Here is a 22,384-nt window from a genome sequence, read left to right on the forward strand (position 1 = left end):
GAATCGTCGGATAAAACACTGAAAAAATTACGCAATAACATTCACACCACTTGCGTCTTCTGAATTGGAAAAGCAAAGTGGATTAACAGACCTGATTTTTGAGATATGCAATGACAGGACCTCTCGACGCTATCTTGTGCTATTGGCGCACATCTCTTGCAGATGGAGCTCTTGGAGAGGGCAGTTACAGCCATCGAGATCGAAATCGCTTTATAGAGGTGTCGCCCGAAAGTTTGCGTGATGGACGCTTGCCAACCACCTCAATCAATAAGCTTTTCAAGGATCGGCCGCGCGCACAAACAATCGGTGTTCGCTTATGGCCCCTTGTCGTGGCACGGCGCACATCCCACGGTTCTGGTGTCCGAGATGGTCGTCCCGATCTTGTCGGCCCAGTCGTGACCGAAGCCGTGATCGATCGAGAGGGATGCATTCTTCCTCAGCGCAGCACCATCGCCCGAGATGTTCTGACGCCGCTGCCCTCCGATGCATTTTCAATTGGACAGGTCGCAACACTAGACGATTTTCTGACGACTGATCCACTGCATCTGCAAAACCCATATGACTGGGCAGGATATTTGGCCCACAGTCGTAAGATGCTCGACGCCGTAACGCAGGGATGGCCAGAGGGCGATGAACATTACCGACCCGCAGGATATGGTTTTTTGGAACCAGCGGAGGATGCCGCTGTGACTGTGCGCAGCAACCTTGATCTCTACGATAAAGTTCTCACAGACAAGCCCAACACCCCTTTGCTTGAGAATTTTGCAGCCCCACGAAAAACTTCTGCCGTCGACCCTATGGTTGAACGGGCACTGTCTAGGCGTCTTGGCCATTCGAATCCAGATTTCCCACTGGCGGCACAACAAAGACAAGTTTTGGCTTGGCTCGATGCAGCACAGACAGGTGAAGTGATCGCGGTCAATGGCCCACCAGGCACAGGCAAGACAACCATGCTCTTGTCGGCTGTGGCGGGGCTTTGGGTACGTGCAGCCCTCGAAGGTGGCGCCCCACCTGTGATTGTGGCCGCCTCCTCAAACAATCAGGCGGTCACGAATATCATTGATGCCTTTGGTCAAGACTTTGCGACAGGCGCAGGACCTTTTGCAGGCCGTTGGCTTCCTGAAGTTGATAGCTACGGAATTTTTCTTCCCGCGAACTCGCGCAGACGGGAGGCCGCAGAAAAATATCAAACCGAGGAGTTCCAAACCCGTATGGAAACCGTCGATGTCTTCGAGGCGTCGAAAGTGGCGTGGCTGACCTCGGCCCGTGCTGCGTTCCCAGATATAATCGGGGGCATCACAGAGTTCGTTGAGGCCCTACGACAGTCCATAATGGCCTCTGTTAAAAAACTTAACGATGCGGACCTCAGCCTCGAGCGTTTGGTCGAGGCCACAGTCATGGCTAACCCCCTCGGCCCTGACCCGCAGGCCACAGAGCAACATGCAAAAGCGCTGGTTGAAGAAAAATCTGTGGAAGCTCACGCATTGCGCAACTATCGCGCCGCATTTGATCACCACATTGCAGCGGAATCGAGTTTGACTGCAGTCTTCAGCTTTATTCCTTCTGTTGAACGAAAGCGTACCCTGAGAACACGGATAGCCTTGTCAGGGCTTCAAGGAATTGAAAACCTTAACCGCGTCGAAGACATTGATCGCCATCTTTTAAAACAGACATCAACCGCAGACGCAGACCTTGCAACCAGTGAGGATACTCTCAGGAAAATCAAGTCGCTGCGTGCGGCATTCGCCTGTGCCGAAGCGGAAAATCAGGCAATGCTGGAGAGGTTGGGCGGAGAAGATGGGCTTGAGGATCATCTCGACCTTGGCATGCGGTTCGACATGTTCCGCCTTGCCACCCATTATTGGGAAGGGCGTTGGCTCTTGGCAATGGAAGAGGATCTTGCTGAGATTGCCGTCTCGGCCAACAAAAGAGGCAAAGCAACACTCGTGCCCCGCTGGCATCGACGTATGATGCTCACGCCTTGCGCTGTTTCTACATTTGCGACCCTACCGACAAAACTTGCTTACAGCAGGCGCAGTGGTGGGAAATGGGCCAACGAATATCTTTATAATTTCATCGACCTGTTGATAATAGATGAGGCGGGACAAGTCCTGCCCGAGGTTGCAGGTGCGGCCTTTTCGCTTGCAAAGCGCGCTCTGGTGATCGGAGACACACGACAAATCGAACCCATCTCATCCCTGCCCCGATCGGTCGACATTGGAAATCTGCGCAAAACGAAATTCTTGTCTGAAACCGAAGGGTTTCAATCGCTAAAGTCCACCGCCTTTTGCAGCACGTCAGGAAGCGCAATGCGCTTAGCCCAAGCGGCTTGCCAAGTTTCGCCATGGCCGGACCTAGATCAGGGGCTTTGGCTATTTGAGCATCGACGCTGCCACGACGAAATCATCAGCTTTAGCAATGCCCTTTGTTACAAAGGGAAACTGCGCCCAATGCGAGGTGCGGTCCCGAGTGATGCCCTTTTGCCCGCTATGGGCTATGTCCATGTCGACGGGCGTGCGATCCGTTCAGGGAACAGTCGCATCAACCCAACAGAAGCGCAGACGATCGCTGCTTGGATCGCCGAAAATCGCGAAGCTCTTGAAGAAAAATACAACCGCCCCATCGAACAGATCGTCGGGATTGTCACACCATTTGGTGCGCAAGTCCGCACATTACGTGCGGCCTGTTCCGCTCAGAAAATCTCAACTTTGGGTCGCGACGGTATGACGATTGGCACAGTCCATGCCCTGCAAGGTGCAGAAAGGCCTGTCGTGATCTTTTCTTCTGTTTATTCGAAACACGCCGATGGTGGTTTTATCGATGCCTCACCCAGCATGTTGAACGTGACTGTATCACGAGCGAAAGACAGCTTCTTGCTGTTTGGGGATATGGATCTTTTGGCCAGCGCCACACCTGGCTCTCCGCGTGCGCTGCTGTCCGCGTTTCTGGATCGCCCGGGACGGGATCTCGACTTTGAGCCCATGCCACGACTTGATCTGCAAGAACGCAACAGCGAGATTCAAAGCCTGCGTGATGCTGTCGAACACGATGCCTTTATTCAAAAAATACTCTCGGGCGAGGGACAAAAATATTTAATCGTAAGCCCTTGGATAAAACTGCGCACAATGAAGCGCACCGGTATCCTAAAGGCTCTGAAAACGGCCACTGAACGTGGCGCAACCATCGATATTTATGCCGACCCTCTGCTCAATGCCAGCCTGACAGCAAGTGGTGCAACTCAGATCGACGAAGCTGACAGTGCACTTAGAGATATTGGCGTCTCACTTCACCGCCTCGAAAAATTACACAGCAAGATTGTGGCAGTAGATGATGATCTTCTTTGCGTAGGGTCCTTCAACTGGCTCAGCGCAGACCGCGAAGGGCAATACATGCGCCATGAAACCTCATATGTTTACCGTGGAGCACACGTTGAAGAAGAAATCCGCGTCACTACAGATGACCTAAAGCGGCGGAAAAAATAGACGACGATCGGTACACAACGAGACAGGAACAGGAGCCTTACGGGCATGTCATCCTCGTCATAAGGAACCCAATAGTTCAGGCCATCGCTATAGGCCTTCTGAGCAATTTTCATACATGATTTTTGATGCTTGGCTTTCATGCGCGTCATCTGCTCGCCTGCAGCATTTTGTGCAGTGGCTGTTGCCTCATGAGCTGCCCCGATAGCTTTCTCATGCTTGGTGACCTCATCGCGTGCCGAAATCAATTCAGTTTTAAGTTCAGTGACATGTGCTTTAAGTGCAGATACTTCTTCCTCCTGAGCATGCAGCGCCTGAGTGATTGCCTTGTGTATCATTGAAATTAGAGGAACCAACACCTCTTCGCGACCAGGAATAAGCTTCTCAATATCCGCCAAGAGAGCGCTGGCGAAGTTCTGCGTTTTCGTCATATCCGTTTCCTGATGTCCCACAGATCCAGATGCGGATTCAGGCTCGCTTGAAGCGCGCACCAATTTAAACGCAGCTGCAATCCTGTCATTTCCAGCACCACCAGGGAGTGCCGCCCGCACTTCGCGATAGATCGGTTTCTTGCCCATCTGCTGGGTGAGTTTCTTGATCGTCTCCGCGATATATTGAAGGCTATGATTGTAATTCCGCGCCATTTCAAACTCCCTGTTTCGTTATCGATGTAGCTAAATATGTCTTAATTTTCTCAAACAAAGGAAAATCTGCAGCATCGGGAAAGTTATCCACATTTGCGTGGTCTGCTTCGAATTTCTGGGGTTTTATCCTCCCGTGATCATTTTGCGCCTCGAACACGGGGCCGACATCAAGATCGATTACTTGCGCCCTCGCCCAGTTTTGTGAACTTTCAGGGCAGTCAAAAGTTCTCGCATAGAGCTCAGCGGTGAGAGGCTGGTAAGGCCAAGGTTACGGTCCGACCACACCGGCGTCGGAATGAACGACGTCAAGGTGTAGTACTGTAGTGATTTAGTGTTTTTGAGGGATAAGAAAAATTAAATAAGTTTAGATGAAGTGGGACCGTGACTGAAAACCACTGCATCACCTCCCTGCTATTCATTCCCCTGCCGCATCCAACAAGGGGCAGTTCAGACACCAGATTTTGCGTCGAGGCATCAAAGGAATCCATCGCGAAATACGGCAGGCCCGAAACCGAGAATGCCGAACAAGGATCCCTGTTCGCTGATGCAGCTTGGATCGCGCCTTTAACCCAGACGGCTGCTAAGACCCTAGATGGATGGCCGAAATTGATATCTCAACGACATCTGCGCCGAACAGGCGTGGTTTGTGGATGACGTGAACTTAGTCACATCCTGACGCCTGCAATGCGAGGTCCCGCGCATTTATCACACATTGCTCGTCATGTCGGAGCAAAGCTTCCATAAGATGATGTAGCGGCTGTAGTCATCCACGATTGTGCTGAGATAGAACCAACCCCATAGGGACAACCTTTGAGACCGAGCGCAGCGGTATTGGGCCGGCGTCACAGAAAATGTCACAGGCGACCATTTTTGAAAATATTCGTAAGTGTCTGATATATATAGTATATTTTTTAATTTAAAACTTAGATAAAAGCCACTGTGACACGGTAATTGTTTAATATCAATGAGTTAACCGTTGTCACATGTCACACCAAAATATGAGTTCATGTGCGTGCGCGTGTATGCGTGTGTACATGCGCGCGCGTGTGTGTATGCGTGCATGAACACTATTCTGTATTTCTTGTAATACTGTGACAAACATATAAATATATATAATTTTCATATAGTTACGTGTCACAAAATTTGTCACAACGATGTCACAGAGCGTGACAAAACACCCAAAACTGTGACGTTTCGCCAAAAAACGGGCGGAATTTTCAAAAAATAGGTCGGGTTTATAGGCCCATCTGAAATCGCATTACATCTCAGCTAAGCCGACAACCTGATCAGGTTTGCGGAACCACCTTAAGTCCTTGGCCTAAAGTCACACATAATATCGATGTATTATGTGGATAACTCCCATACTGAATTTGAACTTTCAGAAAAAGCGCATCAATTGAAATCAGATGTTCACAAACACGAAAGGTCAAAGAACATGACAAAAGACACAACGATAATCACGGTCAATTCTGTCCGCTGCATCGACAAATTTTTCTATACGATGGACGTATCTATCGAAGCGCATGGCGTGACTGAAGGGATTCAGATTATATTCGAATATTTCGGTGCGAATGTGGGCCTGCATATAGACCGGGTCAATGGTAAGCATGGCCTAATTGAAGCACACCATCTGTTCCACGCGCACGAAGACGAACTGACTGAAAAACTGCACGACTTCTGTTTCGAATTGGAGGTTGCGTGGGCCTCGTGATGTTGCTCCCCCCCCGCGACCGAGAGGCAGAAAGTGCATGCACAGGGCATGAACGCAGGTTTATGCAACGGCATCAATAAGGTTGCTTCCTTCGTCCATCAATCCAAAGCGTTCGACGGGCCACATCTTCAATGCGGCCCCTATTCCGTGTTGAAGATCACAGGCATGGGAACACCCGAGAGAAGAAGAGTTCGAGCAGTGTAGATATGTCGTTACTCGCGAGGCATTTCCGTTAACCTCCCAGACTTGGGAAGAAGGAGATGTTCATGAACAAGGATCAACGCGAGATTCAACGTAAGCTGCGGATTTTGCGCTACGCTGAAGAGATTGGCCATGTTGCGAAGGCTTGCCGCTATTTTGGGGTTGGATGCTGTCTCTCATGTAGATGACGTTATTCGCGGGGGCATTTGTTTAACATCTCAGATCTGGAGGGCGAAGAAACTCTTCATGAATTGAGATCGGGTGCCGAACACAGGCCGCCACAGAAAGCGCATACATCTCGGCTCATACCAGCAAGTCGCCACCCGTGCTGCGACATACATTGAGTGCGAAAGACCATCGCATCCATTGCCTATCGAGACGAAAGTTTGCGTTCACGCAAGAACGTAAATAATCCCGTTCCAATAATGATTGCAGCTCCGAGAAGTGTCAAAGCATCGGGGCGTTCGTTAAAGACAATTACACCGACGACAATCGAAAATAATAAGCGTGTGTAGCGAAACGGGGTAACGGTTGAGGCATCCCCAATCCGTGTGGCCGTGACGAGGCCGTAGTATCCTGCCACGCCAAACACAATTCCACCTGCAAAGTACGCGACTTCCAATTTTGAAACTTGAACCATCGTATCTGAACTCAGAACAAGCAGGAGTGCTCCGGCGAAAATCAGCGATGCAAAGGCTTGGAATGAAATGACCGTCGATGCGATATTGGTTGGGATGCGCCGGGTGAGAAGATCGCGTGCGGAGATACACACAACTGCGACAAGGACGTAAAGCACGGCGGGATCAAACCCGCTAAGACCTGGTCTGATAATGACAATCACCCCGAAAAACCCAACAGCGATAGCAGTCCAACGTCTCCACCCGACTTGTTCGCCTAAAAACAATGCAGCGCCCATAGTGATAGCCAGCGGCGTGACCTGAAAAACTGCGGCAACGGTGGAAATCGGAACCAATGAAAGTGACGTTACAAACGCTATCGCCCCCATCGCTTCAACGACTGCCCGGGCAATCATTGTCTTAGAGTAAGACTGCGCTGCAAAAACATTATGGCCCTTATTGAACGCCATTGCCGCGAAGATAGAAGAACTGGCGAGCCCCATGACGATCAGAATTTGAGCCGTCGAGATACTGCTGGATAGCAACTTCACAAACAAGTCTTCGAGCGCAAATCCGGCCATAGCTAAGATCATCAGCAATATGCCGTTGACGTTGTTCATTTCAGTATTTCCAATGAGTTACTGTTTTTCGGCAGTATTGCCTAAAGTGGTGAGATGCATGGCTGTGATCCGGTACAGCGACACATCCATTTAAAACCTGCCAGTGGGCTTCCTGAAGCTTACCTGCTGCGCGCACTCAACTGTCGCCTGAATGTTCTCGCAACCACGTATCAATCATCCTGCGGATCATTTCGGGTCTTGTGGGCAGATCGTCTTGTTGCTTTCGCGCTGCGTCTATCTCGGCGATGACCTCAGTTGGCAGGCGGACCATGACGGGTTGCGTATCTGTTTTTGGCCGTCCTCGCGCTGTCACGATGTTGACTCCGAATGATTACTTGATTTCTTAATATCAATTATTATATAGATACACATGAGGAAAGGAGCGGGAACTCCAATCCACATGCTGACCACAACGATCTGCCAAGGAGATCACTATGGATAATGTTGTATCTATCACGCCAAAAGGCGTTCTTGTAACCCCAAAATCCAATTGGAATTCTGAACAATCCATCGATGCTTTGGAAGCTGTCTGCGATGCACTTTTGGTCGCTATGACAGCCGATTATCAACATTGCATTGTGAAAGACCACGAAGCCCGTATCGAAAAACATGTGGAGGCTTTTGAGGCTTGGGCGCGCGTTAAGCTGTGCCTGTCGACTTTTGCCCCTGTCGCACTCACACACACCACACTGGTGAATGTCGCGTTCCAACTCACGGCGATGCTTCAGAACCGTCTGCAGGGTAAAAAACGCGCGAGTCTCAATATGACAGTGATGGACAATGCTGTCGCAGCGTTTCAGACGGGCGCCACTCCAAACGACCGCATTGCTGAGCTGATCGATATGGCTGCGATTTATGGGCTTTGCCAGAGTGAGGACAACTTACCACGGCCTGATGTCAGCGACCTTCTGATCACCTGATTTCAAACACACTCAGTCTTCGAAAGCCGGGCCTTAGCTGCGCCCGACCCTTTGGTGCGATCAATTTCAGGTTACAGAAAGAGTTTCATGTCCAAATCTAAGCCCGACCTTTCGTCTCAGCGTTCTTCTTGTCAGTCTCAGACCAGCATTCGCTCTGGGGCGCACAGCTACCCCATTCATCGGGGCAAAGTTCCGCCACACTGGCAAAAAGCAGCACAGTCTAAAGACTTCACAATCATTGCGAGAGTCATCGATCGACTGCATGTCTTGATCCGCTGTCATCACTGTGATGGGACGCAGCCCAAACGCATAAACGTCGTCCTGAATAACATTCCGGAATGTCCGCATTGCATCCGGAAAGCCAGAACTGCGCAGGCCAAAACCGTGGGCGCTACATATCTTGGCGTTGATCCAAAGTCTGCGCAAATTTCTGTTATTAAACTGGCCTGCGGGCACACGGTCAAACGGCAGCATCATCGCATGAAAGCCGCAGCTGAAGGGGGCCACGCCCTGAGCTGCGATATCTGCCGCGAAGCGCGCTATAAACAAGAAGCCTTGCGCTTTGATTGGGAGCTGATCGGCCCTGCCCAAAGTGGCAAACGCGGATATCGCCAGTACCGCCATAGCTGCGGTCAACTGCAGGATGTCATGATCGGCAACATGCTCTGGGGAGATTGTAAATGTTCAGGCTGTTGGACTGGACGCACAGCACAGCCATCGTTCATTTATCTCTTCCGGATTGATCTTCCTGATCTCCCCGTCATCAAACTGGGGTACGGCGTACGGCCTCAAAAACGCCTGCGTCATCAATTGGGCATCGCCATCACAGTTCCAACGGAGATCATTCGCACAGTTCCGATGCCTACGGGCCACCTGGCGCGTCAGGAGGAGGAGCGCTGTCATCGCACGTTGAAACAGGAGTATCCGGAATGGGCCATCCCGAAAGCCGCTTACGGCGATGCGATCAACACGGCCTCCGAGATTTATGATCCCGCAGCAGAGCCGACCATTCACGCGATGCTTGATGACATCGAGGACCGGCTTGGGCATAGCAATGAGGACATTCCGGAATGAGCCAATCTGACGACAGCTTCTCTCTGCAGTTTCAACGCGATCTTTTACGTGCGCTATACACTTCGCCTCTCTCCACCGGCCCCGCGTTTGAGGTGCCCCTGCCCTTGGCGCCCACTCTGACCCTCGCCGACTACTCAACCTGCATTGGGCAACAGATCGATCCATGGGCACAGGGCGTCGATCGCCAGCCGCCGCGTCGACGGGTTGAGTTTTCTCTCAGCTTAATGATCATTGGGGCTCAGTTTTCTGCCGCGTTTCCCAACCGAGCCAATTTGGAGGCGGTTGTGGCGCCGCAAGCCTTGACCTTGATTGAGATTGGCGATGCCGAGGAACGCAAACGTGTCGCGGGGGTCATGGACCGTATTCTGGCCAAAGTCGGACAGCTGTTTCCGGAATTGCCTCCGCATCGCCACATCAAGTCCATTGCTTACGGTGATCCCCACGACAGTGTTTCTGACGCGGATCGCACAGCGCGCAGCTTTAATATTGACCTGGGGTTGCAGACCGCCAAGGGGCAAAGCGCGCTTGTCTATGTGCCCAGTGCGGACTGCCTGCCAAAACCATTTCAACCTCTGGTCACAGGCCATCTTGTATTACCGCCCGTGTCGCGCGATCTTTTGATCGAAGTGCTGCGGCAAACACATTCTTGCACCGAACAGCTCGCGGAACGAGAAATTCGTGATCGCTTGCCAAAGGATGCGGATCTAGCAGAGATGTCCTTTCCTGCTTTGCGCGCGGCGCTTCACGCGGACACATCGCTCGCGGTTGCCACGCGCCTGCAAGCTTATGTCCGAAAGGCCCAAGACCTGCGGAAACGCTCAAGCATCACCCTCGACAGCATGTCCCTCCCTGCCCTCACCCGTGATGCATTCGATCAGCTCCTGGCCGACTTATCGGCGTGGAGAGCCAAAGAGTTGGATTGGTCCGAGGTTACTGCGTCGTTCTTGCTCTACGGGCCTCCGGGCAATGGCAAGACCCTGCTGGCAGAGGCATTGTCTGGGACCGCCAATATCCCATTAATCTCAACAAGCTACGCCGAATGCCAAAAAGCGGGACATCAAGGTGACATGCTGTTGGCCCTCTCGAATGCAGTCGACCATGCCATCCGCCGTGCTCCATCGATCTTTTTTATCGACGAACTCGATAGTTTTTCTCGCCGCGACAAACCCAGTCGGAACTCTGACTATATCAAAGGCGTTGTGAACGCCCTGTTGGAACACCTGACACGTCTGGCGAGCACATCTGGCGTTATCATTCTTGGGGCAACAAACTATCCTGAAATGATTGATCCAGCCATCATTCGGCCTGGTCGTTTTGATCGAAAGATCGAGTTTGGAAATCCGGATCATTCCGGAATTCTCCGCATTCTTGAAATTGCTATCGGGGGTGACATTTGTACCGGAGAGCTCATCCCGATTGCAGATCAACTTGTTGGTGTGTCTGCTGCCCAAGTCACGGCCATTGTGCGAGATGCCCGTGGTCGCGCGCGACACCGAGGCGAGACGCTTGATGACACACATCTGCGCGATTCAGCACAGACACTCTGCCCTGCAATGGCGCCAGAATTGGAGCACCGCGTCGCTGTTCATGAAGCCAGCCATGCGGTTGTGGGGCATGCTCTGGGTGCACTGAGCCTCGAAAAATTACGCATCACCCAGACAGGCGGTGAACTTCTGTCCACACCAAAAGGCCCACTCACGTTGGCATCAGCCAAGGCGCATCTCGCTGTATTACTCGCAGGGCGTGCCGCGGAAATGCTGTGCTTTGGGGACGTGTCTACCGGCGCGGAAACCGATCTGCGTATGGCAACTGACTTGGCGTTTAAAATGCGCCATGCTTGGGGATTCTACCCAGACACCCTCCTCCACGCAGAAGAATTGCATCTTCGTATTCCCAGTCATTACCTCGTGTCTGACTTGAACCGAGAGATTCTGCATGCCGAAGCACGGGCCACAGAGATCATCTCAAATCAACGCGATGTCATTGATCGGGTTGCGCGGGAACTCATCCGTAAGCGGGAGTTGACGCGCGAGGATTTGTTCGGAATTTTGAATGGGGAGGCGTCCGGACAGGATGCGAAGGTTTCCGTCTCGACAGGGGCATCCTCTGGTACATCAAGTGCATCGTTTCAGAAATGAAACCCGAAAACCGTCGAGAGATCCTTCGTTAATTTGTTGATCGTTTAACAACCATGAGGTTCGCCACTTAATTATTAAACGATCAATAAATTTGATTTTTTTAAGTTTCTTTCAGAGAACGAACAACCGCACGCCCTATAAGCCGCCATTGCTATCACATGTGTCATGCTCACCTTTCTCATGGTGTACGCCAATTGCAGAGGCAGTATGCGCATACCCGTAGCAAATTGAGGTAAACTGGACGCCCTGACATGCCGGCCTGCGAGTCCTTGGCAATGGTACTCCAAGGCCCACCTCACTCCAGCCCTTCAATCTTCCACAGGTTGCGTCCGGCGCGTTTCTTCGACGTGAGGCGCACCCCATTAAGGTTGAGGCCACGCAGCTTTCCGAGGATCGCGGCAACGCTGCGGTTCGAAAGCGTCGGCTCTGACGTTGATATCTCAAAGACCAAATCCTTGATATCTACCTTTTCAGCAATGACGGTGCGAGCTTGATCTGCCTCAAACTCCTCACCCCCAACATGCTTAAAGAGTTTCTCGAGGAACGTTCTATAGATTTCATCATCAACGGCATTGCTCATCGCCTCGACAAACAGGTCGAGTGGGTCACAAAGATGAATGTCAGGAACTTCTCTCATCAGGTGCAAAATCGGATCGCGGACAAGACGTGTCCACGTCTCGAACGATCCCAATGTCCTACCATAATGCGTTTCAGGACGCGCAGCGACGGCGATGCCCAATGCGGCAGCAATAATGTCGGGACGGTGCAGTTTGGCCTCGCCATGTGGCGTGAACCCGAAGTCAGCCGTGATGTGATTGTCACAGGGCGGGCGCAGGTCGATGAGAAGATAGCGGCGGCTCATGCCGCGCGGAAAGGACATGTTCACACCGTTGGTGACCAGAAGCGCCGTATTGCGAATACTGCCGCCTGTCCTGCTTTCTCCAAGAACACGGTCCGACCATACCGGTGTCGTAATGAACGACGTCAGCACTTCATTCCTGAACGCGCCGTCCATGTTGTCGTAAACCATCACTGGGTTCTGCTCGAGCAGGTCCGCAAACAAAAGTTTGCGCATTTCTGATGAGTTTGACCGCTCCACGGATTTCATCTTGGGCAGGTCTCCCGTCGCAATAATGCCAAGAGCCTGAGCGATGAAACTCTTTCCAACGCCAATTTCAGGGCTCGTCACGGCGATCATGGGCGCAGTCTCCATCGCAGGGCGCAAAACAGCTGTGAGAACAGCTGCAAGCATGGCGGTGCGCCCCTTGCGGTGGTCTGCAAAGCGGTACTCGCGAAACGGCTTGAGACAGGTTTTGACAAGCTCTTCGATGCGCTCAGGGTCGAACTCTGTTTCAATTTTTGGAAAGCGAGAGACACCATTATTAACGTAGACACCCGTCGCAGCATCATAACCTGCACTTTTGATCAACGTCCCGTCAGGACGCAGCACAGGATGGTACACGACGGCCGAAAGCTTGGGCAAATGGTCGATAAGGAGTTCATGGATTTGATTGAGTGACCTTGGCGAAAGCTGGACTGACTTTTGTGTCTCAAAACCTTTCGTCTCAACAGCCGCATACGGTGCGACAATCCTCGACAATTCATAATCAAGGCGGCTCACAGACAATGGTCGCGATGCACCATTGCTAATGGTGAGCACTGTTTGCCCAGACATGTAAAACTTTCCAGCACCAGCTAAAGCCTCCACACAGCGGTCCACCGTTGATGCGGGATCACAACGAGACACTTCCACCGCCACACGCTTGGCCTCGTGTGCGTCGATGTCCTTTTGCAGGCGATATCTACAAGCACCACTGGAAAAACTATCAAGATGCGGTGCCTTGCCCTTCAGGCGGAGTTTTCCAGAAACCTTTGCCTCCGAAGAATTAATGTCGATCGGGTCAAGCGCATCCCAACCATCGAACGCGCCCGTGTTCGTCAAAACTTCGGACACGGAGTGATGGCGCAGCGATCCGGTTTTCGGACAGCGCAAGCTCAGCACAAAAGCCCCCGACAACACTTGATCGTCAATCGCACGCTCCAACGTTTCAATTGCAACCGCCTCTGGCACATCAGGCATGTCTTTTGCCCGTGCGGAAATCCATGCATCGCGCATCTTCATTGCAGCGTCTGCCTCGGCGTTGACGGCCTCGTCCATGTTCTGTTGAGCAAGGTCCAAGGTTTCTTGGTCTACGGTGACCTTTTCGGCGTCGAGAAATTTATCTGAATGTTTCATTCTACGAGCTCCGGCATTCCGCGTTTCTGAATGATACCTTTTCCTGTGCTGGCACCGGCGGCGAAATCAAGACGTGAGGGCTGATAGACCGACTTGTCAAAAAAGGTCCTCTTGAGGATCTGTCCAGCTTTACTCACCAAAATGGATCCATGTCCTGACGCCCACGCTCGCTTCCACAGAGCATCCGCGAGTTCAGGGATTTTTCTGGCATCCAAAACAGGCACATAAAGACGCTGTCCGCGCAGACCACTCTGCTCGCTGCCGTCGTCAGCAAAAATGTAACTACTGGATGAGGGGAACCAAAGCATTGGTACATTTCTCAGCTCGGGAGCGACACTGCGGACACTTGCGATCGCATCTTCTTTGGTCAGCGCCGAGCCCTGTTTTGGCGGATCGATATCAATCATGAAAATACCAGGTCCACTGGACCATTCAAAACAGTCATTTGACCGCGCAATGTGCCCCTGACGTTTGTCCTCAGGCATGTTCTCAAGTGCAGACTTCGTCACGACGACTCCTGCAGCAGCGCCCTTCGGAACACCATAAACCAGTGCTTCGTTCGAGCGAAGCGATGCCAGAATTTCCGAGAAATCCTCGAGTGTTTCAAGCTGGCGCACGGCATATGTGCCACGCGTCATATAGCCACCCGCCTCCGTAATGAGCTCCTTATTCTGGAGCGTGATGTGTTTCGTCAACCGACGCGGCTCATCACTTGCAATCACCGTTAAATTAATCTTCATCTGCTATTTCTCCAATTCGGTTTCTACAACTATTGGAGGAGATATGGCTTTTTCCTGCAAAATGTTTTTTTAGCCAAATGCACAAAAGTATATGGTATAAAAAATTATCCAATTGATTTTTATGCATAATTTTACATCGACCATTTGAAACTTTTTTGTGCACTTCGAAGTAAGCAACGCTGGAGTAAAGTTTTAGGATAATTTATTTCGCATAAAGTAAGGTGTAGTACTGTAGTGATTTAGTGTTTTTGGAAGATGAGAAAAATTAAAGAAGTTTAGATGAAGTGGGACCGTGATTGAAAATCGTTGCATCACTTCCCTTGTTTCAAAATGGACCTGTCGCGTTTTCGTGCCACCAAACGCGCTCGTTTAAGACATCCCTTTTGAAAGACCCGACCAAAATTTCATCAATGAAGGCATTTAGCTTATCGCTCACCTGGTCAGATCCATGTCAAAATACCAACCGTTAATTTCGCCTAAATATTCTTCTGCCTCGGGCTTGAGCTCGACTGCCTCAAGCAGCTTTACTCGATGTGCCATGTGGTTTGGGACCACCATAAGAGAGAACCCGAGGCCGTTTAGGAGTGTCAGGATGGTCGAGAGTTTCGAATCCAAGCGGCCAGTTTCCGTATCTACAATGGTGTAACTACTGACGCGGTTTAGCCCTGCAGGTCCTCCTGAGCGGCCTTCAAGCCTTGCAAGGCGAAGACATCCCGGTGATAGAAACCCAGCGCGGCACTTACGGGCAATCCAAAGTGCTTGCCCCAAAGTATCGCCCTGCCCCAATGGCCACCCGCGTTGGTCTCTGGTTGGTTGAACGGGCAGCACGCATGCGGCAACACTTGGTTTGTTTGCAAGAGCAGCGGTAATCCCACCGAACAGAAATGCCCCAAGCATATGGTCCAAAATGGTCTGGTTACAGGCTGATCTAAAAAGTCTGGCTTCATGCGGCAACGCACTCGGTGGACCATACGAAGCATCAATACCTGATGCGTCTTCATGTCGTTGCCCAATAGTAGTGCAAAAAAAACAGAATGAGTATATCAAGCCGTTTCCTCCCTGCCTTGTAAAGATCAGGATAGGTGATAGGAATGAATTATTAACTAAATTAAGAGGTCCGTTTAGTGCTTGGTTATTTCAGCCGCAAAGGCATCAAGTTTGATCCGAGTCTTCATCGTTTCCCTGACATCAATGTCGATTCTATTGCTAAGAATCTGCGACTTGAGAAACGGGGGCGAGAAGATGGAAAGAAAAATATTCCAACCTCCGAACAGACCACGCTTACTCGCGCAGAATTGGATGCGGTCCAAGAAATCTCTAACCTTCGCAAGGAAGCGCTCAATAATTTTGATGATGAGATGGCTACCTATCGCACCCGAATTTCTGACGCCCAATCCGATAGCACCGAGATAAAACTAAAAATTGCTGACGGTGTCTCTAAGCTTCAACAATTGGAGGACCAGGAGGATAACCACCTCGATACCTCCCGTGATCGGGTTCAGGGTTTCCAGATGAAGCTAAAACACTTCCAGACAAAGAACCAACTTGTTGGCCCTCCTAGAGATAGGACACCATTATATTTTACAGCCTCACTAATTTTGTTTTTGTTTTTTATTGAAGGTATTATCAATGGACAGTTTTTTGCAGAACGTCATGACCTCGGACTTGTAGGCGGTGTAGGTCAAGCCTTGATGATTTCACTGGTCAACATCGCAATCGGTTTTCTATCCGGCATCATGACACGTTATAAAAACCTCAAGGGCCTCTTTCATAGGATCATCGGCCTTCTATCGCTGTCACTTTGGCTCGCAGTTGTATTAGCTTTTAATCTGGCAGTTGCTCATTTTCGTGATGCGCTCGAATATGAAAGCTGGAACGGCGCTTTGTCATCGGCAGTGGCTAATACGCTTACAGCGCCATTAAACATAGGATCCCTTGAATCCTGGATGTTATTTCTAGTCGGGTGTTTCATCACTGGGGTGAGTTTTTTGAAGGGGTATTCGCAACTTGATCCCGTTCCAGGATATAATAATCTTTGGAATTCTGTGGAAAATTCAATTTCTGAATACGCTGAACTATATGAAGAAGCTGCAGAGACACTGAACAATCAATTTCAATCCCAGAAAGATGAATTGCGTCAAGAAGTCGAAGCTCGACGTTCAAATTTACGCTCTGCCGTAGCGGCAGTTAACAGCCGTGGATCCCTTTCCAACAATCTCACCACATTCTTAAATAGCATCGAAAATTGTGCAAACCAGCTTATCCGAATTTACCGCGAAGCAAATACCGTAGCCCGCAGTGAGCCTGTTCCAAGCTATTTCAATACGGACCATAAATTTGAGTTTGTTGACTTTTCCGTCTCCAAAGAAGACGGGCTAAAAACGGGTTTTGTCGAAGCTGAGATTCATAAGATGGAAGCCCTCATGAACATGGGGGTAGAACGACTGACACGTGCGCAAAAACGTTCTCTCCAAGCATTCTCAACGGTTCAGGACGTAAAAGCAGGTCGAACTGATAGAAAGTCTCGTGAAAGCAACCAAGAATTGGAAAATCTGCTTTCTGAAATTAATGCCCCCTCTCTTAGGGCATCAAAAAACACTGAAGTTTTAACGCCAGAGGACACTGAGAAAGAGAAACCAAAGAAGACGCGCAAAACTCCCGCCGCAAAAACTAAAATTACAAAAAAACGAGCCGAGAAAATGCCTCTATTTGATGACGAATCCGAAGAAAAAGGTGAATTGTGATGGCAAAACGTAGACGCACAAATCGAAACGGCGGGTCTGCGGCACTAAAAATAGGATCATTGTTACTAACCATTTTAGCTCTATTATTGGCCAGCGGGATTGTTTGGTTTCTATACTCAGCAAAAACCCAAGACAAAATCGATCAAGTTTCACTTTGTCCAGAACGAGGCTCTATGGGGAATCTAGTGTTTTTGATTGATCAGACAGATCCCGTTTCGATGACACAACTCACCTTCGCGAAGACAAAAGTAGAACGGATGATAAATGATGTGCAAACCGGAACACGTATTAGCATCGGTGTTGTTGCACCGAACTCCTTAGAAAGAGAAAAATCCTTTTTGTCTCTCTGTAAGCCAGCTTCTGAAGCAAATGCATTAACTCAAAATGTAATGCGTGTGGCTGCGACCTATCGGGAGAACTTTGAGAAGCCGATGGAAACCATTCTCGCGTCACTAATGGTAGTATCAACTGCAGATAGTTCACCCATCATTGAAAACTTACAAGAGTTGCTGTCACGCGTTCCAGACTTTCTTGCCAATGAGAAACCCACAACACTCGTTATCTTTTCAAACCTCGCCCAACACAGTGATACCTTGAGCTTTTACAAAGGCGATGATTGGGATGCCTTCACTGAATCTGGCGCGGTCAATCGTCTTTCAAGAGCTTTGATGGGTATGGAAGTTTTTCTACTTCAACTTCCAGTGCGAGAAACATTCCAGCCTGACCTTGAGAATTTTTGGGCCCGATATTTCGATGCACAAGGCGTCACATCTTTGCACTATGAACTCGTGGGAGATTTATGATGGCGGCTGTTTCACGCAGGCAAACGTTCCGTATTCAAGGACGTGACAATGCAGATAAGTATCTGTTGGGTACGGTTTTTGTGCTAGGCATATGCGGAAGTCTTATACTGAAAGAAATTAACACACCTGTCTGGCTTCCTGCCCTTTATTCGGGGTTATTAATTGTCTTTTACGCCATTATCGTTTCCGTCCTGCCGAGAACACAACTTGAGAGTGACCAGATTGGCGACAACGCTTACTATCTCGGCTTTGTCCTGACGCTCACATCGTTAGCACATACACTCTATCAATTGGCTGGTCACTCAGGCCAAACGGAGTTCATCAGCGATGTCATTTCGGGTTTTGGAGTTGCGCTAAGCTCTACGATTGTCGGTGTTACTGTTCGCGTTGTCTGTCTTCAGTTTCGATTGGATCTTGTCGCACGGGATCGAGAAGCGCGCTTAGCGCTTAACGATGCAATGCGCTTATTTCGCTCTGAAATCGCAGATGCTATTCGGGGTGTGAGATATTTAGGCGTCGAGATCCGCCAAACATTGAATGAGCACCATACTGAATTATCCGACGATCGTGCTAAAATGTCTGAGAAAATTCATGCCGAAATCCTTGAAGCGTTCAATCGTGGCCTTGATCCTATAAGTGGCCGCCTTGGGACTATCACTCATGAGATCTTTGAAAATACGGATTCTGCTCTAAAAAGTTCAAAGGATGCCAGAATTGCCGCACAAGTGTCATTGAAGGAGGCATTCGAAGATACGGTAAGTGATCTGTCTGAAACGGTGACCAAAATTTCAGCTCAGACCCAACAAAGTTTGGCTATGACATCAACACAAATTTCCGATTTGAATGCTACGATCAAAACCCATCTCGAAACCGCAATTTTGAACGTTCAAAAGAATAGTAATGGAATAATTGAGGTTGTCCGAGACGCGAACGAAAAAATGCTTGATGCGTCAAAGCAATCACTCTCTCAAGCATCTATGGCAGTCCTAACCGACAGCGAAAAGCTGACTGTTGCCTTTTCTCTTAACGCTGAAAGGCTCCAAAAAGACTCAGACCGAACTTCAAAAGCACTCGATACCTTTTCAAATTCCATTGAAGCGCAAGTCAAACGCATCAATGAAATGCCCGATTTCACCCAACGTTTGGAAACTGATCTTGGGAAACAAATACGAGGCCTTTCTGAAACTATATTAAAGTTGCAAGCCGAAGTCCGTAGCGCAAAAGACACAAGCTCGGCACCTCAAGAACGTCCAATTGTGTCGGAAGACAAAGTGCCTTCACTCGGCCCTGTGAATACGTGATTAAATGAGCCTTCCTCCGCCAAGAGAAGCAAATTACCGACGCGGAACCGTCATGGGACTGACGGCAGCCGAAGCCTTTATGCTCATATGTTTTATTTTACTTTTACTTCTAAGTTTGTGGATGGAAACAACCCGAGAAGCTACAAAGTTCAATGACGAATTCACCCCGGGTCAACGAGCTGCAGCGGTGTTATATCGTGAACAACTGCAAAGTTTTGGACAGAAACTTGAGGATAGTAAAAGCTTCGAGCAGTTGGTCGTCGCTGCCGGTGGTGAAGGCCGACTGCGCGATGCACTTATTGTATTGCAAGAGTTCTCTGGCATACCCGTTCAAGAGGTTGCGGACAGAATACGCCTTCTGGACGAGGATGTTGTTAAGCGTATTTCGGAAGCTGCGGTTGAACTCGAACCAAATACAAAATTGAGCTTGGCAGAGTTGACAGAGCTTGAGGCTTTTCCCGCTATCATAGATGTTGCAAATAATGCGCCAAATGAACTGTTGGATTCGATAAAGAAATTGCGCGAATATCAAGCCACAGGTCTGAGTGCTGAAGAAATGCAAGGTTTGCTAGCCTCAATTGAACATCTACGTGACGCTGAATTAATAAGTGGAGAACGGGTTGCCAGTGAAATTCGAAAGCGGGCCGGCAGTCTAATCTCGTCGATGGGTGGGGAAATACTCGACAACGGTAACGTTGTGTTTCCGGAAAGCCTTCTATTTGACCCAGGACGATCCAATATTAAACCTGTTTTTGAAGAGGTTTTATCCAACTTTTGCGTTCCGTGGCTTGAGGTTTTATATGGCTTTGACACATCACTACGAAATATTCAGATTGAGGGTCATGCTTCATCGGAATGGAATGGCACTAACACAGATGGTGCATTCCGAAACAACTTGGATTTAAGCCAAGCACGTGCCGCAAACGTATACAAACGTTGCCTTGATTTCGCTGATGCCACAGAATTTAAGGATTGGGCCAAATCTCGTCTTGCCGCAGTCGGTTATTCTTCAGCTCGGCCCGTCCTCGATACGAATAGTAAAGAAGATCGTGTATTATCGCGAAGAGTTGTCTTCGCCGTTGATCTGAAAACACTTGATGACATGGTGATTGAGAATTTCCTCGACGTGGATGCCGAGCATGACGTGCCTATCTTCGGCGAAGACGTGAAGTCGACAGTGACTGTTGAACCGGAATTTGACCTCCATAGCTTGCCTACACCAAGCCTTTACATCGACCTTGGTTACAAAACGTTGCAAGGGACTGTCGACAGTGTCACTGATGGAGATACCATTACAGTTGCAGCACAGAAAGTGCGCATTCAAGGTCTTCATGCACCCGAGCTCTCTGATCCGTTCGGCGAAGATGCGCGACGCTTCATGGAAAATCATTATCTTGACCAACCCATTGAGTGCTTGATGAGTGGTGAGAGGACCTTCGACCGACTTGTAGGTGTCTGCTTCGTCGATGAGATCGATATTGCAGGAGAGCTTGTGAGGGCAGGACTTGGATTGGATTGCCCATCATTTTCATTTGGTCGTTATGCTTTACTTGAACAGAAGTCAGCTCAGAGTTCTATGGAATTGCCAAGTTACTGCCAATAAACTTGATTGAGCTAGGCCGATTTTTCTAAGCCGTTAAACATTTCCTGAGCATTCTGTAGCATTTTGTTTTTGTGCAATAGCCTCCACGGGGAAAAAAATGTTCAAGTTTGGTGAAGAAATTGGCGAGGAACACGTTAAAGATATAATTCCGGTCGCAGTCGCAATCGTATCAATCATTATAGGATTTTCTCTAATTGTGTGTGTTTTCATTGCTCGCCACGAGTTAAATGGCGGCCTGTCAGCTTCCGTAATTTCGTTGGTAGCAATTTCACTATTCTCGATCTCCCCTAGAAGGGCCTTTAAAGGCATCCTTGCAGACACCAGTGATTGCCGTAAGATTTCTCGGTAATCCACTATTTTTAAAGCAAACATGCAACGCAGGATCATTTGCATTTTTAGCAGGGCTTACCACCGTTGACCTGAGCCCCAAGTCTCCTCCAGCCTTGCGCGGAGTCCTTGGGGTTAAATCTTTGGCGTTAGGCCGCCATCTTGTCCATTGCCTTTCTCTGCAAAAATTCCATCGGGGTGAGGTTGCCCAATGCTGAATGTGGTCTGCGCCAGTTGTAATCCTCCTGCCATTCTTCAAGCGTGTTGCGGGCATCGCGCAATGTGCCAAACAGCGTTTCGTTGAGACATTCGTCTCGAAGCTTGCCGTTGAAGCTTTCGATAAAGCCGTTCTGCTGGGGCTTTCCAGGCGCGATGTAATGCCAATCGATACCCGTTTCCTGAACCCATTTGAGGATCGCCATACTGGTGAACTCAGTGCCGTTGTCTGAAACTATTGTCTTCGGCATGCCTCGTTCTGCGATCACCTTGTCCAGTTCACGAGCAACGCGGTGTCCGGACAGCGATGTATCAGCAACCAGAACCAAGTTCTCACGACTGAAGTCATCGACGACTGCCAAGATGCGAAACCTGCGCCCGTCTGTCAGCGCGTCTGACACGAAGTCCAAGCTCCAGCGTTGGTTCGGGCCATCCGGCAGCACCATTGGCTTCCTTGTGCCCAAAGCACGCTTTCTGCCACCTCTGCGGCGCACCTGCAGCTTCTCTTCGGTATAGATGCGCCTGACTTTCTTGTGGTTCACAGTAAAACCTTCCCGCGTGATCATCACGTGGACACGACGACAACCAAACCGTCGCCGTTCCCTCGAAACCCGCTTGATGGCATCCCTTAGCTCGGCATCATCACCCCGTCGCGACAGATACCGCACCGAAGAACGATCAACCTGAAGCACTTCACACGCCCGCCGCTGACTGACCTGATGAGCGTCCATCAGATGCGCCACCGCTTTCCGCTTTCCAACGGGCGTCACCATTTTTTTGAATTGATGTCTCGCAACATTGCGTTGTCCAACATCTGTTCTGCCAACAGCTTCTTCAGCTTGCCGTTCTCGTCTTCCAACGCTCGCAACCGCTTCGCGTCAGACGGCTCCATGCCGCCATACTTCGATTTGTATTTATAGAACGTCGCCGAACTGATCCCGTGCCGCCGACACACATCAGCGGTCTTCTCGCCAGCTTCCTGCTCCTTGATCATCGCAATGATCTGTTCG

15 protein-coding genes and 2 pseudogenes are annotated in these 22,384 nt (G+C 49.8%); 10 read left to right on the forward strand and 7 right to left on the reverse strand.

The window, feature by feature from the left end; genetic code table 11:
* Positions 1-110: 110 nt before the first annotated feature.
* A complete protein-coding gene (locus BM025_RS12670; protein ID WP_085849930.1) occupies positions 111-3,482 on the forward strand; it encodes an AAA domain-containing protein in 3,372 nt (1,123 codons plus the stop codon).
* Here BM025_RS12670 and BM025_RS12675 read toward each other — a convergent pair.
* On the reverse strand, positions 3,413-4,123 hold the full coding sequence (locus tag BM025_RS12675; RefSeq protein WP_085849931.1) for a hypothetical protein: 711 nt from the start codon (positions 4,121-4,123) through the stop codon (positions 3,413-3,415). The two genes, BM025_RS12670 and BM025_RS12675, sit on opposite strands and share 70 nt — an antisense overlap.
* Positions 4,124-4,787: 664 nt before the next feature.
* Positions 4,788-4,921, reverse strand: a pseudogene (locus tag BM025_RS19755) (DDE-type integrase/transposase/recombinase); the annotation flags it as partial.
* A 637-nt stretch (positions 4,922-5,558) separates the two neighbouring features.
* On the opposite strand from BM025_RS19755, the gene BM025_RS12680 reads away from it, so the two are divergent.
* Positions 5,559-5,834 carry a hypothetical protein gene (locus tag BM025_RS12680; protein ID WP_139204574.1) on the forward strand — a complete coding sequence of 92 codons (276 nt, stop codon included), beginning with the start codon at positions 5,559-5,561 and terminating at the stop codon, positions 5,832-5,834.
* A gap of 266 nt (positions 5,835-6,100) precedes the next feature.
* A pseudogene (locus BM025_RS18950) lies at positions 6,101-6,202 on the forward strand (IS481 family transposase); the annotation flags it as partial.
* A gap of 203 nt (positions 6,203-6,405) precedes the next feature.
* On the opposite strand, the gene BM025_RS12685 reads toward BM025_RS18950, so the two are convergent.
* Entirely contained in the window at positions 6,406-7,272 is an 867-nt protein-coding gene (locus BM025_RS12685) for a DMT family transporter (protein ID WP_085849933.1), read from the reverse strand.
* Between the two features lie 434 nt (positions 7,273-7,706).
* Between BM025_RS12685 and BM025_RS12690 the strand changes: the two genes are divergently transcribed.
* The 3 genes from BM025_RS12690 (at position 7,707) to BM025_RS12700 (ending at position 11,404) form a co-directional block, all read left to right on the forward strand.
* Positions 7,707-8,192: a hypothetical protein gene (locus BM025_RS12690; protein ID WP_085849934.1), complete on the forward strand. Its 486-nt coding sequence runs from the start codon at positions 7,707-7,709 to the stop codon at positions 8,190-8,192.
* A gap of 87 nt (positions 8,193-8,279) precedes the next feature.
* Complete coding sequence (locus tag BM025_RS12695) at positions 8,280-9,266, forward strand: hypothetical protein (RefSeq protein WP_085849935.1); 987 nt, start codon at positions 8,280-8,282, stop codon at positions 9,264-9,266.
* Entirely contained in the window at positions 9,263-11,404 is a 2,142-nt protein-coding gene (locus BM025_RS12700) for an AAA family ATPase (protein ID WP_085849936.1), read from the forward strand. The genes BM025_RS12695 and BM025_RS12700 overlap by 4 nt, the downstream gene beginning before the upstream one ends.
* Positions 11,405-11,699: 295 nt before the next feature.
* On the opposite strand, the gene BM025_RS12705 is transcribed toward BM025_RS12700, so the two are convergent.
* The 3 genes from BM025_RS12705 to BM025_RS12715 all read right to left on the reverse strand — a co-directional run bounded on the left by BM025_RS12705 (position 11,700) and on the right by BM025_RS12715 (position 15,277).
* Positions 11,700-13,640: a hypothetical protein gene (locus BM025_RS12705; RefSeq protein WP_085849937.1), complete on the reverse strand. Its 1,941-nt coding sequence runs from the start codon at positions 13,638-13,640 to the stop codon at positions 11,700-11,702.
* Positions 13,637-14,380, reverse strand: coding sequence for a hypothetical protein (locus BM025_RS12710; protein ID WP_085849938.1), 744 nt, complete (start codon positions 14,378-14,380; stop codon positions 13,637-13,639). Before BM025_RS12710 ends, BM025_RS12705 begins: the two co-directional genes overlap by 4 nt.
* A gap of 432 nt (positions 14,381-14,812) precedes the next feature.
* Positions 14,813-15,277, reverse strand: coding sequence for a hypothetical protein (locus tag BM025_RS12715; protein WP_085849939.1), 465 nt, complete (start codon positions 15,275-15,277; stop codon positions 14,813-14,815).
* 227 nt (positions 15,278-15,504) lie between these two features.
* Here BM025_RS12715 and BM025_RS12720 point away from each other — a divergent pair, with 227 nt between their 5' ends.
* The 4 genes from BM025_RS12720 to BM025_RS12735 are packed head-to-tail and all read left to right on the forward strand — an operon-like array spanning position 15,505 to position 20,831.
* Positions 15,505-17,124, forward strand: coding sequence for a hypothetical protein (locus BM025_RS12720; RefSeq protein WP_085849940.1), 1,620 nt, complete (start codon positions 15,505-15,507; stop codon positions 17,122-17,124).
* The gene (locus BM025_RS12725; RefSeq protein ID WP_085849941.1) at positions 17,124-17,927 is read left to right on the forward strand and encodes a hypothetical protein; all 804 of its coding nucleotides are present in this window, start codon (positions 17,124-17,126) and stop codon (positions 17,925-17,927) included. The genes BM025_RS12720 and BM025_RS12725 overlap by 1 nt, the downstream gene beginning before the upstream one ends.
* Complete coding sequence (locus BM025_RS12730) at positions 17,927-19,228, forward strand: hypothetical protein (RefSeq protein ID WP_139204575.1); 1,302 nt, start codon at positions 17,927-17,929, stop codon at positions 19,226-19,228. Before BM025_RS12725 ends, BM025_RS12730 begins: the two co-directional genes overlap by 1 nt.
* 52 nt (positions 19,229-19,280) lie before the next feature.
* The gene (locus BM025_RS12735; protein WP_170842194.1) at positions 19,281-20,831 is read left to right on the forward strand and encodes an OmpA family protein; all 1,551 of its coding nucleotides are present in this window, start codon (positions 19,281-19,283) and stop codon (positions 20,829-20,831) included.
* 476 nt (positions 20,832-21,307) lie between these two features.
* Here BM025_RS12735 and BM025_RS12745 read toward each other — a convergent pair.
* A protein-coding gene (locus tag BM025_RS12745; protein ID WP_090875365.1) for an IS3 family transposase occupies positions 21,308-22,384 on the reverse strand; the annotation gives its coding sequence in 2 pieces (ribosomal slippage) (positions 21,308-22,158 and positions 22,158-22,384; 1,078 coding nt annotated over the 2 pieces). This gene is flagged as partial in the annotation.

This window comes from Pacificibacter marinus (genome assembly GCF_900109555.1).
GTDB classification, from domain to species: Bacteria; Pseudomonadota; Alphaproteobacteria; order Rhodobacterales; family Rhodobacteraceae; genus Celeribacter; species Celeribacter marinus_C.

What these genes read in the sequence shown, in the direction of transcription:
- BM025_RS12715 (WP_085849939.1), bottom strand. Translation starts at nt 15,277, where the DNA reads ATGCTTGGGGCATTTCTGTTCGGTGGGATTACCGCTGCTCTTGCAAAC.
- BM025_RS12680 (WP_139204574.1), top strand. Translation starts at nt 5,559, where the DNA reads ATGACAAAAGACACAACGATAATCACGGTCAATTCTGTCCGCTGCATC.
- BM025_RS12695 (WP_085849935.1), top strand. Translation starts at nt 8,280, where the DNA reads ATGTCCAAATCTAAGCCCGACCTTTCGTCTCAGCGTTCTTCTTGTCAG.
- BM025_RS12730 (WP_139204575.1), top strand. Translation starts at nt 17,927, where the DNA reads ATGGCGGCTGTTTCACGCAGGCAAACGTTCCGTATTCAAGGACGTGAC.
- BM025_RS12710 (WP_085849938.1), bottom strand. Translation starts at nt 14,380, where the DNA reads ATGAAGATTAATTTAACGGTGATTGCAAGTGATGAGCCGCGTCGGTTG.
- BM025_RS12690 (WP_085849934.1), top strand. Translation starts at nt 7,707, where the DNA reads ATGGATAATGTTGTATCTATCACGCCAAAAGGCGTTCTTGTAACCCCA.
- BM025_RS12700 (WP_085849936.1), top strand. Translation starts at nt 9,263, where the DNA reads ATGAGCCAATCTGACGACAGCTTCTCTCTGCAGTTTCAACGCGATCTT.
- BM025_RS12725 (WP_085849941.1), top strand. Translation starts at nt 17,124, where the DNA reads ATGGCAAAACGTAGACGCACAAATCGAAACGGCGGGTCTGCGGCACTA.
- BM025_RS12675 (WP_085849931.1), bottom strand. Translation starts at nt 4,123, where the DNA reads ATGGCGCGGAATTACAATCATAGCCTTCAATATATCGCGGAGACGATC.
- BM025_RS12735 (WP_170842194.1), top strand. Translation starts at nt 19,281, where the DNA reads ATGGGACTGACGGCAGCCGAAGCCTTTATGCTCATATGTTTTATTTTA.
- BM025_RS12705 (WP_085849937.1), bottom strand. Translation starts at nt 13,640, where the DNA reads ATGAAACATTCAGATAAATTTCTCGACGCCGAAAAGGTCACCGTAGAC.
- BM025_RS12670 (WP_085849930.1), top strand. Translation starts at nt 111, where the DNA reads ATGACAGGACCTCTCGACGCTATCTTGTGCTATTGGCGCACATCTCTT.
- BM025_RS12685 (WP_085849933.1), bottom strand. Translation starts at nt 7,272, where the DNA reads ATGAACAACGTCAACGGCATATTGCTGATGATCTTAGCTATGGCCGGA.